At 56.0% G+C, this 15944-nt stretch carries 15 protein-coding genes; 12 read left to right on the plus strand and 3 right to left on the minus strand.

Going from position 1 to position 15944, the window contains the following annotated elements:
• Positions 1 to 58: 58 nt before the first annotated feature.
• Positions 59 to 763: a DNA-binding transcriptional regulator CsiR gene (gene csiR / locus CXF87_RS05410; RefSeq protein ID WP_008958851.1), complete on the minus strand. Its 705-nt coding sequence runs from the start codon at positions 761 to 763 to the stop codon at positions 59 to 61.
• A 152-nt stretch (positions 764 to 915) separates the two neighbouring features.
• Entirely contained in the window at positions 916 to 1092 is a 177-nt protein-coding gene (locus CXF87_RS21555; RefSeq protein WP_008958852.1) for a hypothetical protein, read from the minus strand.
• Here CXF87_RS21555 and CXF87_RS05415 point away from each other — a divergent pair.
• The 5 genes from CXF87_RS05415 (at position 1091) to CXF87_RS05435 (ending at position 6358) form a co-directional block, all read left to right on the plus strand.
• The gene (locus tag CXF87_RS05415; RefSeq protein WP_008958853.1) at positions 1091 to 2062 is read left to right on the plus strand and encodes a TAXI family TRAP transporter solute-binding subunit; all 972 of its coding nucleotides are present in this window, start codon (positions 1091 to 1093) and stop codon (positions 2060 to 2062) included. The genes CXF87_RS21555 and CXF87_RS05415 overlap by 2 nt on opposite strands.
• 43 nt (positions 2063 to 2105) lie before the next feature.
• Positions 2106 to 2618 (plus strand): DUF1850 domain-containing protein, encoded by a 513-nt coding sequence (locus tag CXF87_RS05420; protein ID WP_101145786.1) that lies wholly within the window; start codon positions 2106 to 2108, stop codon positions 2616 to 2618.
• Between the two features lie 32 nt (positions 2619 to 2650).
• Positions 2651 to 4669 carry a TRAP transporter permease gene (locus CXF87_RS05425; protein ID WP_101145787.1) on the plus strand — a complete coding sequence of 673 codons (2019 nt, stop codon included), beginning with the start codon at positions 2651 to 2653 and terminating at the stop codon, positions 4667 to 4669.
• 166 nt (positions 4670 to 4835) lie between these two features.
• Entirely contained in the window at positions 4836 to 5966 is a 1131-nt protein-coding gene (locus tag CXF87_RS05430; protein ID WP_101145788.1) for an NADH:flavin oxidoreductase, read from the plus strand.
• Between the two features lie 92 nt (positions 5967 to 6058).
• The gene (locus CXF87_RS05435; RefSeq protein ID WP_198556014.1) at positions 6059 to 6358 is read left to right on the plus strand and encodes an ArsR/SmtB family transcription factor; all 300 of its coding nucleotides are present in this window, start codon (positions 6059 to 6061) and stop codon (positions 6356 to 6358) included.
• Positions 6359 to 6466: 108 nt separating this feature from the next.
• On the opposite strand, the gene CXF87_RS05440 is transcribed toward CXF87_RS05435, so the two are convergent.
• On the minus strand, positions 6467 to 8995 hold the full coding sequence (locus CXF87_RS05440; protein WP_101145790.1) for a penicillin-binding protein 1A: 2529 nt from the start codon (positions 8993 to 8995) through the stop codon (positions 6467 to 6469).
• A 202-nt stretch (positions 8996 to 9197) separates the two neighbouring features.
• Here CXF87_RS05440 and pilM point away from each other — a divergent pair, with 202 nt between their 5' ends.
• From pilM to aroB, 7 genes are read left to right on the plus strand one after another with little or no spacing between them, the layout of a single operon-like run.
• A complete protein-coding gene (pilM, locus tag CXF87_RS05445) occupies positions 9198 to 10259 on the plus strand; it encodes a type IV pilus assembly protein PilM (RefSeq protein ID WP_008958859.1) in 1062 nt (353 codons plus the stop codon).
• Positions 10256 to 10873: a PilN domain-containing protein gene (locus CXF87_RS05450; protein WP_008958860.1), complete on the plus strand. Its 618-nt coding sequence runs from the start codon at positions 10256 to 10258 to the stop codon at positions 10871 to 10873. Before pilM ends, CXF87_RS05450 begins: the two co-directional genes overlap by 4 nt.
• On the plus strand, positions 10870 to 11529 hold the full coding sequence (locus CXF87_RS05455; RefSeq protein ID WP_101145791.1) for a type 4a pilus biogenesis protein PilO: 660 nt from the start codon (positions 10870 to 10872) through the stop codon (positions 11527 to 11529). The genes CXF87_RS05450 and CXF87_RS05455 overlap by 4 nt, the downstream gene beginning before the upstream one ends.
• Positions 11526 to 12062 carry a pilus assembly protein PilP gene (locus CXF87_RS05460; protein WP_101145792.1) on the plus strand — a complete coding sequence of 179 codons (537 nt, stop codon included), beginning with the start codon at positions 11526 to 11528 and terminating at the stop codon, positions 12060 to 12062. Before CXF87_RS05455 ends, CXF87_RS05460 begins: the two co-directional genes overlap by 4 nt.
• Before the next feature lie 14 nt (positions 12063 to 12076).
• Entirely contained in the window at positions 12077 to 14161 is a 2085-nt protein-coding gene (gene pilQ, locus CXF87_RS05465) for a type IV pilus secretin PilQ (protein WP_101145793.1), read from the plus strand.
• A complete protein-coding gene (aroK, locus tag CXF87_RS05470) occupies positions 14161 to 14748 on the plus strand; it encodes a shikimate kinase AroK (protein ID WP_008958864.1) in 588 nt (195 codons plus the stop codon). The genes pilQ and aroK overlap by 1 nt, the downstream gene beginning before the upstream one ends.
• The gene (gene aroB / locus CXF87_RS05475; protein ID WP_101145794.1) at positions 14745 to 15851 is read left to right on the plus strand and encodes a 3-dehydroquinate synthase; all 1107 of its coding nucleotides are present in this window, start codon (positions 14745 to 14747) and stop codon (positions 15849 to 15851) included. The genes aroK and aroB overlap by 4 nt, the downstream gene beginning before the upstream one ends.
• The last annotated feature ends 93 nt before the right edge of the window (positions 15852 to 15944 follow it).

A 15944-nucleotide genomic window follows, 5' to 3' on the forward strand; every position in this document is an offset into this window, starting at 1 on the left:
TTTTATAAAATATCTACATTTTTTTAAAACGCAGAATTTAACTTTTGAAAGGAAGCGATTAACGGATGCCGCGCGCCTCAAGCACCCGAGTAATAATCGGCACTGGGGTCATCAAGTGGTCCCGCATCAAGGTGTCGGCCTGGGCAGTGTCCCTGGCTAGAATGACCTCCACCAGCGCGGCGTGCTCCTGGCGCTTTAGCTCCAGCGCTTGGGGTGACATCACGGTTTCTTGAAGCCATAGATGACGGTAGCGCTCCACTTGATTAAACAGGGTGTCGCGCATCTGCAGCAGGTGAGGGGAGTTGCAGCCACTGGCGATGGCAGTATGGAATGCCTTGTGGCGTTGGTCCCAAATGTCGAGCAGCTCATCCGGGGTGCTGACATCGGTGACCTTGGCCAGCCGGTGAGCCGTGGCCAGCACCATGGCTTCCCAGTCGTCGTCGCCGCGCTCGATGGCTAGACGCAGGATTAACCCCTCAAGCTGTGCTCGGGCGTCGTAAATGTCGTTGAGTTCGGCCAGCGACATCGGGGCCACTCGGTAACCGCGCTGGCTGATCGCCACCACTAAGCGGTCTGCCACCAGCTGTGAGAGTGCTTCCCGCAGTGGCCCGGTGCTGGCGCCGTAATGCTCTTTCAGGTGGCTCATCAACAGCTTCTGTTCTGGAGCGTAGCGGCCTCGGATAATGTCATGCTTGAGTTGCTGATAAGCACTGATGGCCAGATTCTGGCGCGGTGCGCCTTTCTCAAAAACATTGAGCTCCATAGCGGTAAGGCTCCTGGGCAACTGACGAAAGGGAAAAATTATCGGCTATAATGACCAAATAATAACAATTTGGCATAGAGGAATATATTTATGCAGAATTTCATCATTTTTCTGCGTCGACCTCTGTCAAGGTCTGGTCTCAAGATCAAAGCCTAATTAAGGGTGGCGCTGAGCTGATAACCCTCATTAGCATCTAACGCATCAGCCGTGCTAACTTCTCCTCCACCGCTTCTGGTTACTTTTAGATAGTTAGCAGAAGCTGGGGCTTCAACACCTCCTTTTTCGTCAACCATACCTATAAGTCCAAGCAGGACGGAGGAAACGCTCATGCGAACTCTACGCTCTCTATACACCACAGCCGCTGCCGCTTCTATGCTCGCAGTGGCGCTTCCCGCAAGCGCTCAACAACTTTCAATCGCTACCGGCGGTACTGGCGGCGTTTATTACCCGATCGGTGGTGGTTTTGCCGAAATGATCAACAACCACATCGAAGGCGCCCAGGCGACCGCTGAAGTGACCGGTGCCTCGGTTGAGAACATGGGCCTGATCATGCGCGGCGATGCGGATCTTGCGCTGGCACTGGCTGATACTGTCTATCAGGCCTACACCGGTACCGGTGACTTCGAAGGTCGTCAGATCGAAAACACTCGTGCGCTGGCGTCGGTTTACCCTAACGCAGTACAGCTGGTCACCCTGGCCGAGTCGGATATCGAGTCGATTGCCGACCTAGAAGGCAAACGGGTTTCCGTTGGTGCGCCGGGTAGTGGCACCGAGCTGAACGCGCGTGCACTGCTCGAAGCCAACGGCGTCAGCTACGACGATTTCACTCCCCAGCGCCTCAACTTCAACGAAACGGCCGATGCGATTCGTGACGGTGATATCGATGCAGGCTTCTGGAGCGTTGGCCCGCCGACCAGCTCCATTCTTAACCTAGCCGCCACGCGTGATATTCGTCTGATCGGTCTTTCCGATGAAGAAGTGGCCAATGCCCAGGAAGAAGAGGCGGTATTTGCCCCTTACGAACTGGCAGCCGGTATGTATGACGGCATGGATGAAGCCGTACAGACCATTGGTATTCCCAATGTTCTCGTCGTCAATGCCGATATGGACGAAGAGCTGGCCTACCAGCTGACGCAACTGCTGTTCGAAAACACCGATGAGCTGATTGCCGTTCACCCGGCAGCGAACGACACCACCGTTGAGTTCACCATGGACTCTACCCCGGTGCCGCTACACCCAGGTGCACTGCGCTACTTCGAAGAAGTCGGTGCTGAAATTCCGGATCGTCTGCGTCCGTAACCGCTAAAGTGCATTGAAGGATAGTGCATTGAAGGATATTGCCATGCAGTGGCAGCAACGACTGTTGGCGCTACTGATTGCATGTTCTCCGTTCGCCGAAGTGGGGGCTTCCCCCGCTTCGGCGTCGGCGTTTATGCGCCTAGCCGTCGTGACTGAGCAAGGCGACACCCTGGTGGATGAAGCGGTGCCTGCTGGTGGTCGCTGGTGTATAAAGTGGCAACACTCCGTTGAGCATTTTACGGTGCTGGATTGCTATCGTAATGCAGCGGGCGTCATGCAATTGGAGCGTAGTCATCAACCTGATTTTGCCGCGGGGCTCGGGCATATTTTTGGCCGCGGCGAGCAGGTGTCAGACGGTGAAGGCGGTTACTGGATTAATGCGATTAACGAGCCTGTCACCAATAACCGGTATGTATTGAGAGTTGGCTCTCCTGCTGTCAACCATCGCGTAGTATGGCCTGGCGGTGAGCATGCGCCGGTGAGCCTAAGTGATCACGCTGCTGGGCAACGCGTGACCATTCAGCTAATAGCCCCTCACGCATCCCCGCGTGAATAAAAACGACATTAGTTAACGCTTCCGAGGACTTCATGAACGAATCCAAGCAACCGCCAAGCGTGATGCCGGGCGGTAATGCGATTCAACCCCGCATGGTGCTGTGGTCGATCACCATTGTGGCGGTGGGTCTTTCCCTGTTTCAGCTTTATTCAGCCGGTATTCAGCCCTTGGGGCTCTTTTATCAGCGCAGTATTCACCTGGCATTGATTATGATGCTGGCGTTTTTAATGTTTCCCGCCTTTGGCCCAACTCGCAAACGTGGAGTAGTGGGCTGGGGACTTGATCTACTGTTCTTTGCCGGTGCGGTGCTGACCGGTGGCTACCTGGTACTCAACCTGGATGAGATATTCAGCCGTGCCGGATTCTGGAACAGTACCGATATTCTGGTCGCCTGCATTGCCACGGTCACGGTACTGGAAGCCAGCCGCCGGGCGGTGGGTTTCGGGATGACCGTGATTGGCTTGCTGGCGATTGTCTATGCGTTTGCCGGGCCACGGGGCGAGCTACCATGGCTTGGTGAGTGGATGCCGGGCATTTTGGAGCACCGCGGCTATACCATTGACCGGGTCGCTGGTCAGCTCTATCTGGGGCAAGAGGGTATCTTTGGCCTGCCGTTAGGCGTTGCGGCGACCTATATCTTTATCTTTGTCCTGTTTGGTGCCTTTCTTGAGTGTACCGGGGCGGGCAAGTTCTTTATCGATATGGCCTATGCGGCCACCGGCCGCCAGCGCGGCGGGCCCGCCAAGGCAGCAGTGCTGGCCTCGGCGGGCATGGGCTCTATTTCCGGCAGTGCGATAGCCAACGTGGTCACCACCGGTGCCTTTACGATTCCGCTAATGAAGCGCCTGGGCTATAAGGCCAAGCAGGCGGGCGGTATCGAAGCGGCGGCCTCGACCGGCGGGCAGATTATGCCGCCATTGATGGGCGCCGGGGCGTTCTTGATTGCTGAGTACACCAATACGCCATACCTGGACATCGTCAAGGTCAGTATCCTGCCGGCGATTATGTATTTCGCGACGGTTTACCTGTTCGTCCATATCATCGCGCTTAAGCAGGGCATGCAGGGGCTACCCAAGGACCAACTGCCGCAGATGCGCCAGGTCATGAAGGATGGCTGGCACTTCCTGCTGCCGCTGGCAGTGCTGGTTTGGCTGCTGGCGATGAGCATGTCGCCGATGCGGGTAGGCTACTACGCCGTTGTCACCATGGTGGCCGTGGCGGTGATTCGTTATGCATTGTGGTTCTTGTTTGTCGCGCCTCGTCAGGGGCAGCCGGTAACCGCCACTGCGATTAAAGACGTCATACGTGCTGGCTTTGCCAAGCTGATCGAAGGCCTTGAGTTAGGCGCGCGCAACGCTGTAGCGGTTTCCATGGCCTGTGCGGTCGCCGGGATTATCGTGGGCGTTGTCGGGCTAACCGGCCTGGGGCTGAAGTTCTCGTCAATGATGCTGGCCTTCTCCGGCGGTAACATCCTGCTGGCGCTGTTAATGGTGCTGCTGGCCAGTCTGATTCTGGGCATGGGGCTGCCGGTTACCGCCAGTTATATCGTCTTGATCGTACTGGTGGGTCCCGCGCTTACCCAGGAGTTTGGCATTCCGCTACTGGTCGCGCACTTAGTGGTGTTCTGGTACTCCCAAGACTCCAACGTGACGCCGCCCATCGCCTTGGCAGGCTTTGCCGGGGCGGCGATTGCGGGTAGTAAGCCGATGGAGACCAGCTTCCAGGCGTGGAAGTTTGCTAAGGGGCTCTACCTGATTCCGCTGTTTATGGTCTTCAATCCAGAGATCATTATGGGCGGGCCGGTACCCGTGGTGATCTGGAATGCAGTGATCGCTATTTTGGCATTGGGTGCTTTTGCTGCCGCCTTGGAAGGGTACTTGTTTACCCGCATGTCTTGGCTGCCGCGCATCGCGATTACTGCAGCGATTATTGCCGTGTTTTACCCCAATCTGCTCAGTGAGATTGCCGGTGTCGCAGTGATGATCGTCGCCATTGGCGCCAACTGGCTGGCTAGCAAGCGCGAACCGGAGGTGACGCCCGTTAGCGGTTAACTCTTGGTGCTGGACGCTGTTTAATCACAGCGATTAGAACGCTATTCAAAGGCCCTGGGTTTATCGCCCTGGGCCTTTTGCTATTGCTACCGTTATATCTTGCTATCCATACAACCACTCTGTTTAAATATATTGCTATATTTCTATATATAAAAGGACGAAAGTGATGTTGTCTAAACAGAACCTATCGGCACCTCTCTTTGAAACGTTTACTCTGGGCAACATGACCCTAAGTAACCGTATCGTGATGGCACCCATGACACGTAACCAGTCGCCTGGCGGGGTGCCCACTGAGGACGTGGCGGCTTACTACAAAAGCCGTGCCGTAGGTGGGGTGGGATTAATTATCACCGAAGGTACCTATATTGATCACCTAGGTGCTAACGGCTACCCCGGCGTACCCGCTTTTTACGGTGAGCAGGCATTAGCAGGCTGGAAGCGCGTCGTAGAAGAGGTTCATGCCGCGGGCGGTAAGATTGCACCGCAGCTTTGGCACGTAGGCCGTGAGCGGCGCCCAGGCGTTGAGCCAGATACCAGCGTGCCCGGCTTTGGCCCGATGAGCATCGTGGAAGACGGCGTTGAAGTAGTTCGGGCCATGAGCGAAGACGACATGCACGAAGTCGCCGCCTCGTTTGCCCGCGCGGCCAGTGACGCTAAACGCATTGGCTTTGACGGCATCGAACTACACGGCGCCCATGGCTATTTGATTGACCAGTTCTTATGGGCCGAGAGTAACCAGCGCACCGATACCTTTGGCGGCAGCGCGGAAAATCGCTTGCGCTTCCCACGTATGATTGTAAGTGCAGTGCGTGAAGCAGTGGGCCCTGAGTTTCCGATTATGTTCCGTTTTTCACAGTGGAAGCTCTCCGACTACGACGCCATGATCGCTGAAACCCCTGACGCGCTTGGTGAAATACTCAAGCCGCTGGCCGATGATGGTGTGGATATTTTTCACGCCAGTACACGCCGCGTCTGGGAACCTGGTTTTGAGGGCAGTGATAAAACCTTGGCAACGTGGACTCGCGAATTAACCGGCAAGCCGGTTATCGCCGTGGGCAGCGTTGGTCTCGATAAAACGTTCCGTACCGGGCACTTTACCCGCACTGAAGACCCGACTTCCAAAAGCCGTGTCAATGTGGAAGAGCTGGCCATGTGGCGCGCACGTGATGACTTTGACTTGATTGCCATTGGTCGCGCGCTGCTTTCTGACCCGCAGTGGGCTAACAAAGTACGTGATGGTCGCCTTGACGAGCTTTCTGACTTTGACAGCAGCGCGCTCGACACCCTAGTACGTTAAGTTCAATCCTTTGATGCGAAAGGGTCAGGCTGCCTCGGCAGTCTGGCCCTTAACGCGTATAATGATCTGGCTATCAACGAACGGCTGTGATCATGGATATCAATACCGTTTTAAGCGCGCTGGCGAACCCAGCACGTCTCGACATTCTTTACTGGCTTAAAGAGCCGGAGCGTCATTTTCCGCCGCAAAAAGATACGGCGCCGAAGGGTGGTGTTTGTGTCAGCCATATTCGTGATAAAACCGCGCTATCTCAACCGACGGTCTCACTTTATCTTTCTACGCTTTATCGCGCGGGTTTGGTTTCTTCCACTCGGGTCGGCCAGTGGACGTACTACCGTTACGAGCATGATGTGGCAGAAAGCTTTTTGCACGAGCTGAGCGAGCGACTATAAAACGTCCTTTCGTTAAACGATAAAACCCCGCCAAAGCGGGGTTTTATCGTTGGTGTTGCTAGAAAATCAATACTGGGCCCGGGTTACGCCAGGCCCTTTTCAGTTGCTTCAGAAGATCGACTCGGCGGTGCCTGACCCCTGTGAACCGCTGGCTTCTTCCAGCTCACGGCTGATGCGGCGCTGCTGGTAATCCGGCAAGTGATCCTGATGGAACAGCTCAGAGATACCACCAGACTGACCGTCCGCTAAACGCTGGCCTGTGCTCGGGTCCACACGTGCCGTAACGACAGTCTCTGGGCGTTCGGGCACGGCACTCGGCGTTCCTTCCAGGGCATCACCCATAAACGCTACCCAGATAGGTAGTGCGGCCTGAGCCCCATATTCAGAAATGGTTTCGTTACTATCCTTACCCACCCATACCGTGGTCACCAAGTTGTTATTAAAGCCTGCAAACCAGGCATCACGCTGGCTGTTAGTCGTACCGGTTTTGCCGACGATATCGTCACGGTTAAGGCTCAGCGCACCGCGGCCAGTGCCCGAGGTAATAACGTCACGCAGCATATCGCGCAAGATGTACACAGCGGCCGGGTCGGCTACTCGTTTGGCGATCGGGTACTCGCGACCATCGATCTCCACCGTCTCCTGGTCTTCGGCACAGCTCGGGCAGGCGACCTGTGGAGTGGCTTCATCGATAATTTCGTTATCGTCGTCACGGGTTACACGCTCAATGAACCATGGAGCTACTTGGAAGCCGCCATTGGCGATAACGGCATAAGCATTGGTCATCTCCATGGGCGTTAAGCTCGCACTGCCTAGTGCTAATGATAAGCCGTTGGGAAGTTGGGCGGGGGAGAAGCCGAAACCTTCCAAAAAGTTAATCGTGTAATCCAGCCCCATGGTCTGCAGCACACGGATGGTCACTAGGTTGCGCGAACGGGCCAGGGCTGGGCGTAAGCGCATGGGGCCTTGGAAGTCGCGGCTAGAGTTGACCGGCCGCCACAATGAGTTACTGCCATCGTCAAGCACCACGGGGGCATCGTTAACCACGCTGGCAGCGTTCATTTCGCCATTTTCAAGGGCCGCTAAATAAATAAACGGTTTGAAGATCGAGCCCGATTGACGCCGGGCCTGCACGGCACGATTGAACTTACTCGCATTAAAGTCGAAGCCGCCCTGCAGGGCTAAAATAGCGCCTGTTTGCGGGTCTTGGACCACCAGCGAACCTTCGGCATCCGGGCGCTGAGAGAGGCGAAGCGAGCCGTCATCATTCTCAATCACGCGGATTAGATCGCCACGTACCGCAATCTCAGCCGCTGAGCTTGGCTCGGCACCACGGCTACGCGGGCTCAGATAAGGACGAGCCCAGTTCAAGCCCTCCCAGGCAATAGTTTGTAGGCCATCACGGCGGGTAAGCACCTGCATTTCGCGATCGCTGCTCTCGACCACAATGGCGGGCTGTAGAAGGCCGTAATTGGGCGTGCGCTCAAGCACCTGGACCCAGTTGCTGACGTCACCCTCGATCCCCTCGACTTCTGTTTGGCTGCGCTGGGCGGCCTGGCGGGCGGTCTGACGAATTTCCGGCGACTCGGAAAGCTCCTCTTCAAGCCCTTGGGTCGCGGTTTGCTCCTGTGCTTCCACAAGACTGGAAGCAATGTCGCTCTGCTCTGGCCCGCGCCAGCCGTGACGCAGGTCGTAGTCCGTCAAGCCATTGGCCAGTGCTTGGCGGGCATAGGGCTGCAGCTCACTATCAATGGTGGTGTAGACGCGATAGCCGCCGGTGTAAGCCTCATCGCCAAAGCGCTCTACTGCGTACTGCCGCGCCATTTCCGATACATAAGCGGCATCAACCTCGGCTTGGGTAAAGTGGCGGCGGGCGGTGACGGGATCCTGCACCGCGACTTGATAAGTCTCGTCGTCGATATAGCCCAGTTCACGCATGCGGAACAGAATCCAGTTACGACGAATCAGCGAACGCTCGGAGTTGGCCAGCGGGTTGAAGGCAGAGGGCGCCTTGGGCAAGCCAGCAATCATCGCCGTTTGTGCCAAATTCAATTCGGCGAGCGGCTTGTCATAATAGGTTTCAGCGGCGGCAGCGATACCATAAGCGCGATTGCCCAAGAAAATCTTATTGACGTAAAGCTCGAAGATCTCCTCTTTATTGAGTACCTGCTCCATTTGCAGTGCCAGCAGAATTTCGCGAATTTTACGCGTAAAGGTCTGGTCCAGCGTCAGCATGTAGTTACGCGCGACCTGCATGGTGATGGTCGAGCCACCGGATTGGATGGTGCCGCCACTCTGCGCAAGCTCCACTGCGGCCCTGGCTAAGCCGCGCGGGTCGACACCTGCGTGGTCGAAATAACTGGCATCCTCGGCGGCAATCAAGGCATTGATCATATCCTGAGGAATTTGATCAAAATTGATCGCCATGCGACGCTCTTCACCAAATTCGCCAATCAATTTACCGTCCTGGGTAAAAATACGTAGCGGCGTGTGTAGTTCGAAATCCTGCAGTTGGCGAACGTCGGGCAGCCCCGGTGCAAAGTAAATGGCGGCGCCTACTACGGCTAACGCAGTGGCACCGACTAACGATACAATCAGGAAAAAGAGCGACACAATAAGGGTTCGAAGAAACGTCATGTACGAAGGGCACCCTGGAAAGAATAAAAAGATAGGCATCTAAACGGCCGTATCATGCAATTGGCTGCCATTATAGGAACCTGAGGCGGCGGCCACCAGTGTTGATATGCCGTAAGTTGGTTCGCGTGTGACTTAACTAAAAATCATGTAACCTCAAACGACATGTGAAGACGGGCGACAAGTAGGCGGAGCCGAACCCAATATGCGCTTTCTGAAATCTGGTAAAGGGTTGATCGGCGTCGATATTACATCAGCGACCGTAAAGCTGCTTGAGCTAAAACAGTGCCACGATAACTACCAAGTAGAAAGCTACGCGGTGAGGCCGTTACGCGAAGGCGCGGTGGTCGAACGCCGTATTCGCGATATTGATGACGTTGCCAGTGTACTGAGCCGCGCCGTGGAGCATGCCAAACCTTCTACCCGCCAAGCAGCAGTGGCCGTTCCCGCCAGCGCCGCGATTACCAAAACGTTGACCTTTCCTATCGGGCTAAGCGAAGAGGAAATTGAAGAGCGCATTGTGGCTGAATCCGACCGCCATATTCCTTTTCCGTTCAATGAAGTGGCGTTCGACTTTGAGTGCCTTGGCCCCGCCCCCTTTGACGATGAGCAGCAGCAAGTCATGCTGGTGGCCTGCCGTCAGCAGGATGTTACCCAACTCACGGAAACGTTAGAGCGCGCTGGCTTAGAGCCCGCGGCAGTGGATGTGGAAACCTTTGCCATGGAGCGTTCGCTTGCCGAATTGCGCCGCCAGCTAAAGGTAGAGAATGACCCTACTGCCTGCGTTGGCTTGGTGGACATTGGCGCCAATATGAACGCCTTTCACGTTGTTCGTGGTGGTCATATCGTTTATACCCGCGACACCGTTTTCGGTGGCCGCCAGCTTACCGACTCGATTCGCGAACGCTACGATTTGAGTATGGAGGAAGCGGGCTTCGCTAAAAAACGTGGCGGACTACCTGATGATTACCATGAGCGCGTCCTCAATCCTTTCCTGGAAACCGTAGTGCAGCAGGTCGGGCGCTCCTTGCAGCTTTACTACACCGCCGGGCGTCAGCAAGAGGTGCAGCACATTGTGTTGGCAGGCGGGTCGAGCGTGATTCCCGGGCTTGCCGAACGGATTGCTGAAGACAGTGGTATGTCGGTGACCATTGCCAACCCCTTCCAGCGCATGCGGGTCAATAAGCGCTTAAACCTTCAGGCGTTGACCAATGATGCGCCAGCGATGCTCACCGCGGGTGGCTTGGCAATGCGGGTGAGCCAATGAGCATGAACATTAACCTGCTGCCCTGGCGGGAAGCGCAGCGTGAGCGAAATACCCGCAAATTTTATGTTGTCGTGGCCGGTATGCTGATACTGGGCGTCGCGCTGGGGTTGCTGATCTCCCATTATTACCAGCTTAAGTTGGCGGCCCAGCAGCAGCGCAATGCTTATGTTAGTGACCATATTGAACGCCTTAATGCGGATATCGCGGGCGTGTCACGCTACGCCAGTGATGCCGCACGCCTAGGTGAGCAGATTGCGGTGTTTCAGGCGTTACAGAGTGAGCAAGCAGACACTGTGCAACTGTTCAATGATGTGGCTAACAGCGTGGCTAACGGCGTTATTTATCAACGGTTAGCGAAAAACGGCGATCAAGTCAGTGTCACTGCGGTGGCTGGCAGTGAACGACAGGTCTCTGAGCAGCTGCGCCGTATTGCAGCGCTGCCAGGGATGGGAGTGCCTTCATTATCGGCGGTAGAGAGCGAACAGAACGGCGCTGGTCGCGTGTTTCGTTTTGACGTGGAGCAGACCACAGTAGCGGTGCCGCAAGGTGTTGCCCAAGATGTGGAAGAGCAGGGTGTGGCAGAACTGGGTGAGGAAGAAGAGGGTTCGTCATGAGCCTTAATCGCGAGCAGTGGGCTATCGAGTGGCAGCGCCTGCGTGATGTCGATTGGCGCGATCTAGATATTAAGGAAGCCGGTGGATGGCCATTGCTGCTAAAAGTGTTGAGCTGTTGTTTGGCACTGCTGGCAGCATTGAGCGTCATGCTGTGGTTCGTAGTAAGCGAGCAGCGGGAATCCTTTAGGGCGGCGCAGCGTGAAGAGGTGAGGCTGCTAAGCGAATACCGCAGTAAAGCCTCGGAAGCCGCCTTTTTACCGGAAATGCGCGAACAGCTGGCGACCCTGGAAGGGCAAATAGCGCGTTTGCGCACAATGCTGCCCACCGATGCCGAGATCCCTTCTCTGCTCGATAGCATTAGCGATGCCGCCGTTGACAACCGTCTCACCATTGAAACGATTCGGCTGCGTCCAACGCTAACCCAGCCCCATTATGTCGAGCAGCCGCTGGATATACAGGTGCGCGGTGACTATCACCAGTTGGCACGCTTTAGTGCTGATATCGCGTCGTTACCCCGCATGGTGACCCAGCACGATTTTAACTTGGAGCCGGTAGAAGAGCGTGGCGACACGCTGCGCCTTTCGCTACTGGCCCGCACTTATCGTTACCTGGAGCCGGGCGACCAGCCCCCAACTGACGGGGCGGAGCCACTATGACGCGCACAGCTAAGCTCATAGGAATAATGGTAAGTGTGGTGCTGCTCACGGCCTGTGCGGATGCCGAGTTAACTCAGTTGGAACGCACGTTGGCCAATATTCGTCAGTCGCCAGGCGGTCAGCCGCCGGTCATTGCGGTTGCGCTGCCTGAAAGTCGTACCTTGGCTTATTTATATAGCGAAGACCGCAGCCCCTTTTTACCGCCAGATGCCATTGCTCAGGATGACGCTAATCGTAGCGAGGGCGCGCTTGCGCCTGACCAGCAGCGTACCCCTGAGCCACTAGAGCGCTTTTCTCTGCAGGAGCTGCGTTTGGTCGGTACGATGCGTATGGCGGGGCGGCAAGTGGCGATGATCGCCTCTCCAGATGGCAATGTGACCAGCGTGAAAGAGGGCAACTATATGGGCACCGACTATGGACGCATTGCCCAGATAAGCGCTCAAGAAATTCGTGTTAACGAGCGTGTCTTTACCCAGCGGGAAGGTTGGCAACAGCGGCAAGTGTCGCTTGCTATCAACGAAAACAACGAGTAAGCGGATATTAGCTCATGGCAGTTACAGTTTGGCGAATCACTTTTTTAATAACCATGGCCGCCCTATTTTCACTGTTGCCTTCATTGGCAGTAGCGTCAGTGTTGACGGATGTTGACGTGCAGCCCGCCGACAGCGGTGGCGCCAACGTTGATCTTAGCTTCACTGGTGGCGTGCCCGAGCTGCGCAGCTACCGTTTGGAATCACCGCCGCGTGTCACGTTTGATTTGGCTGGCACCCAAAATGGGCTCGCCACCCGACGTTTGAGCATTAATAGCCACGGCGTCGAACAAATTACCGCCCTTGAAGGCAATGGCCGCACGCGCTTGGTGGTCAATCTCAGCGAACCGCAGGCATTTACGACCAGCGTGCAGGAAGGTCGGTTACGTATTACCTTTGCATCTGGCGCAACCCCCGCGCCGACCGCATCGCCTAACCCTTCGCCCACGCCCTCAGCCGGTGTTTCTTCGGCGGGGCTTGAAACCGACGAAGGGCCACAAATTGAAAATATCGATTTCCAGCGCGGTGCCGATGGTGCTGGTCGCTTGTTGGTTACCTTTGACCGCGAAGGGGTTGAGGCGAACGTCCGAGAAGGTGGCCCTGACCAAGTGCTGGTTGACCTGCGCGACGTGGCGATTCCGGATTCGCTTAATCAGGTCTACGATGTCACCGATTTTGCCACGCCAATCACCCGGATTACGCCCCGCGCCAACCAGGGCGACACCCAGTTAGCCATCGCCACCCAGGGCGCTTATGCGATGATCTCTTCGCAAAGTGGCCGCACGCTGACAGTGGAAGTGCAGCCCGCCAGCCAGGAGTCACAGCCCTCTCAGGCGACAGGCGAGCGCTTCAATGGCGAACGCTTGAGTCTTAATTTCCAGGATATCGAAGTGCGTTCAGTGCTAGCGACGCTGGCTGAATTTACCGGGCTGAACTTGGTTGCCAGTGACAGCGTCACCGGCCGTGTGACGCTCAATTTAAATGATGTCCCGTGGGATCAGGCGCTCGCACTGATTCTGCAAAGCCAGGGGTTATCGAGCCGTGAACAGGGCAATGTGATTGTGGTGGCGCCCGCCAGTGAGTTGGCTGAGCTAGAGCGACAAGAGCTAGAGGCGCGTAACCAGCGTGAAACCCTTTCCCCGCTGGTGACTGAGTTTATCGAGATCAAGTATGCCAGGGCTGAGGATTTGGCCCTGCTGCTGCGTGGCGGTGACGGCGATGGCTTTGGGCTGCTCACCGAGCGCGGCCGTGTCAGTATTGATAATCGCACCAATACGCTGCTGGTGCAGGATACCGCCGATCAGGTGCGCGATATTGTACGCACCATCGACCGTTTGGATGTCGCCGTTCGCCAGGTACAAATAGAAGCGCGCATTGTCATCGCCCGAGACACCGCTTCACGCGAATTGGGTATTAACTGGGGGATGTCGAGCACACGCGGTTTTCAAGAAGGTGAAGATGGCAATTTCACTCGACGTGATATCAATCCTAATGGCATCAACCGTGCCCAAGGCGGTTTGGCCGTCGATTTGGGTGCCGCTACGGGGCCAGGCACCGGTTTTAGTTTTGGCTATTTATCTGGCGATATCTTATTGGATTTGGAGTTGCGCGCGCTGGAGAGCGAAGGCAAGAGCCAGACTATCTCCCAGCCTCGCATTATTACCGCCAATCAGCGTACTGCCCGCATCAGCCAGGGTGAAGAGCGCGCCTTCCAGAGTGTTGATGGCAACGACAATCCGGATACCGAGTTCAAAGAAGCTGAGCTCTCGCTGGAAGTCACGCCGCAGATTACCCCGGATAACCGCATTATCATGGATCTGGTCATCAAAAATGATAGCTTCCGTGAATCAGAGTTTGGCGGCGAACCACCGATTGATACCAATCAGATTGAGACCCAAGTGCTGGTCGATAATGGCCAAACAGTGGTGTTAGGCGGTATTTTGACCACCGAAGAGCTGCGTCAAATCGCCAAAACACCGTTGTTGGGCGATATTCCTTTGCTAGGTAGACTGTTTCGCTATACCGAAGAGAGCAATGAGAAGGTAGAGTTGTTAGTCTTTATTACTCCACGACTCCTAGACGATGGCTTAACGGTTCGCTGATGCAGGATTTACCCAATTTATTTCTTATAGGCCCCATGGGGGCCGGCAAAAGCACCATTGGTCGCCTATTGGCGGCGGAGCTTTCGCGCCAATTTTTTGACAGTGACCACGCCATTCAAGACCGCTGCGGGGCGGATATTCCGTGGATTTTCGATGTTGAAGGCGAGCAGGGCTTTCGGCTGCGCGAAATCCATATGATTGATGAGTTAACCCGTCTCTCCCCCGTGGTTGTCGCTACCGGCGGCGGTGCGGTGCTGCGCGAAGAAAATCGCCGCGCACTGCGCGAGCGCGGCACCGTGGTGTATCTGTTGACCACCGTCGACCAGCAGCTAAAGCGGACGGCGAAAGATCGCAATCGTCCGTTGCTACAGTGCGCTAACCGCGAACAGGTACTCAATGACATGTTTGCTCAGCGCGACCCGCTCTATCGTGCCACGTCGGATATTGCTGTGCGCACCGATCGGCGTAGCCCACGGGCGGTGGTGAATGAGATCCTGCGCCGGGTGCATCGGCTGGTGGACCCGCTGGAGCCCTCCTCTTCGCCTCATTCGGCTGGGCCGCTTAACCATAATAAGGTATCGCAATGACCTCGACCGCCAGCGCGCAACGCACACTTCAGGTTGCTTTAGATGAGCGTAGCTACCCGATTCATATTGGCACCGGGCTGATCGGTCAAGCCGATACGTTGACGCCTTACCTTGCGGGCCAGCAGGTGATGGTAGTCACTAACGAGACTATCGCGCCGCTCTACCTGGAAACACTCTGCGCTAGCCTGCCGACGCATTTAGATGTGCGCACGGTTGTGTTGCCTGATGGCGAACAGTACAAAACCATTGAGCAGGTCAGCCGCATTTGGGATGCGCTGCTTGAAGCTGGTTTTAACCGCCGCTGTACCCTGATCGCCTTAGGAGGCGGGGTGATTGGCGATATGGTCGGCTATGCCGCCGCTTCCTATCAGCGCGGCGTGGCGTTTATCCAGGTGCCCACCACGCTACTTTCCCAGGTGGATTCGTCGGTAGGGGGCAAGACCGGCGTCAATCACCCGCTGGGTAAAAACATGATCGGCGCTTTCTGGCAGCCCAAAGCCGTGCTGGTGGACATCGATACCCTGAAGAGCCTGCCGCGTCGCGAGCTTTCCGCTGGCCTTGCCGAGGTTATCAAGTACGGTTTTATCCGTGATGAAGCATTTTTAAGCTGGCTGGAAGCCAATATGCCCGCGCTACTCGACGTAGAGCCGGAAGTAGTCGCCGACGCTATTGCGCGCAGTTGCCAAATCAAGGCAGATATCGTTGCCGAAGATGAAACCGAGCAGGGTGTGCGTGCACTGCTCAACCTGGGTCACACTTTTGGCCACGCCATTGAAGCCCACCAAGGTTACGGTAACTGGTTACACGGTGAAGCAGTGGGCGCGGGCATGGCCATGGCGGCAACGCTTTCAAACCGGCTAGGCTGGATCGATGAAGCAGCACTAGCGCGTAGCCTGGCGGTAATCGAGAGTGCCGAGTTGCCGTTAGTGGCACCGCTCAACATGTCGAGTGATGACTTTTTAGCCCGTATGCGGCTGGATAAGAAAAATATCGATACACGGCTGCGTCTGGTGTTACTTAACGCCCTGGGCGATGCCTGCGTTAGCGATGCCACGCCCGTTGATGTTCTCCGCACGCTGCTGGATGACTATCCGCGCCGCTAAGTGGCCTATCAATCCTTTCTATTACTTTCTTCTTCCCGGCAGAGCTGCTTCCTAGTGGGGCAGTTTTGACAGTATTTTTGCGCTGATAAAACT

The sequence above is a fragment of the Halomonas sp. MES3-P3E genome (assembly GCF_002836035.1).
Lineage (GTDB): Bacteria > Pseudomonadota > Gammaproteobacteria > Pseudomonadales > Halomonadaceae > Vreelandella > Vreelandella arctica.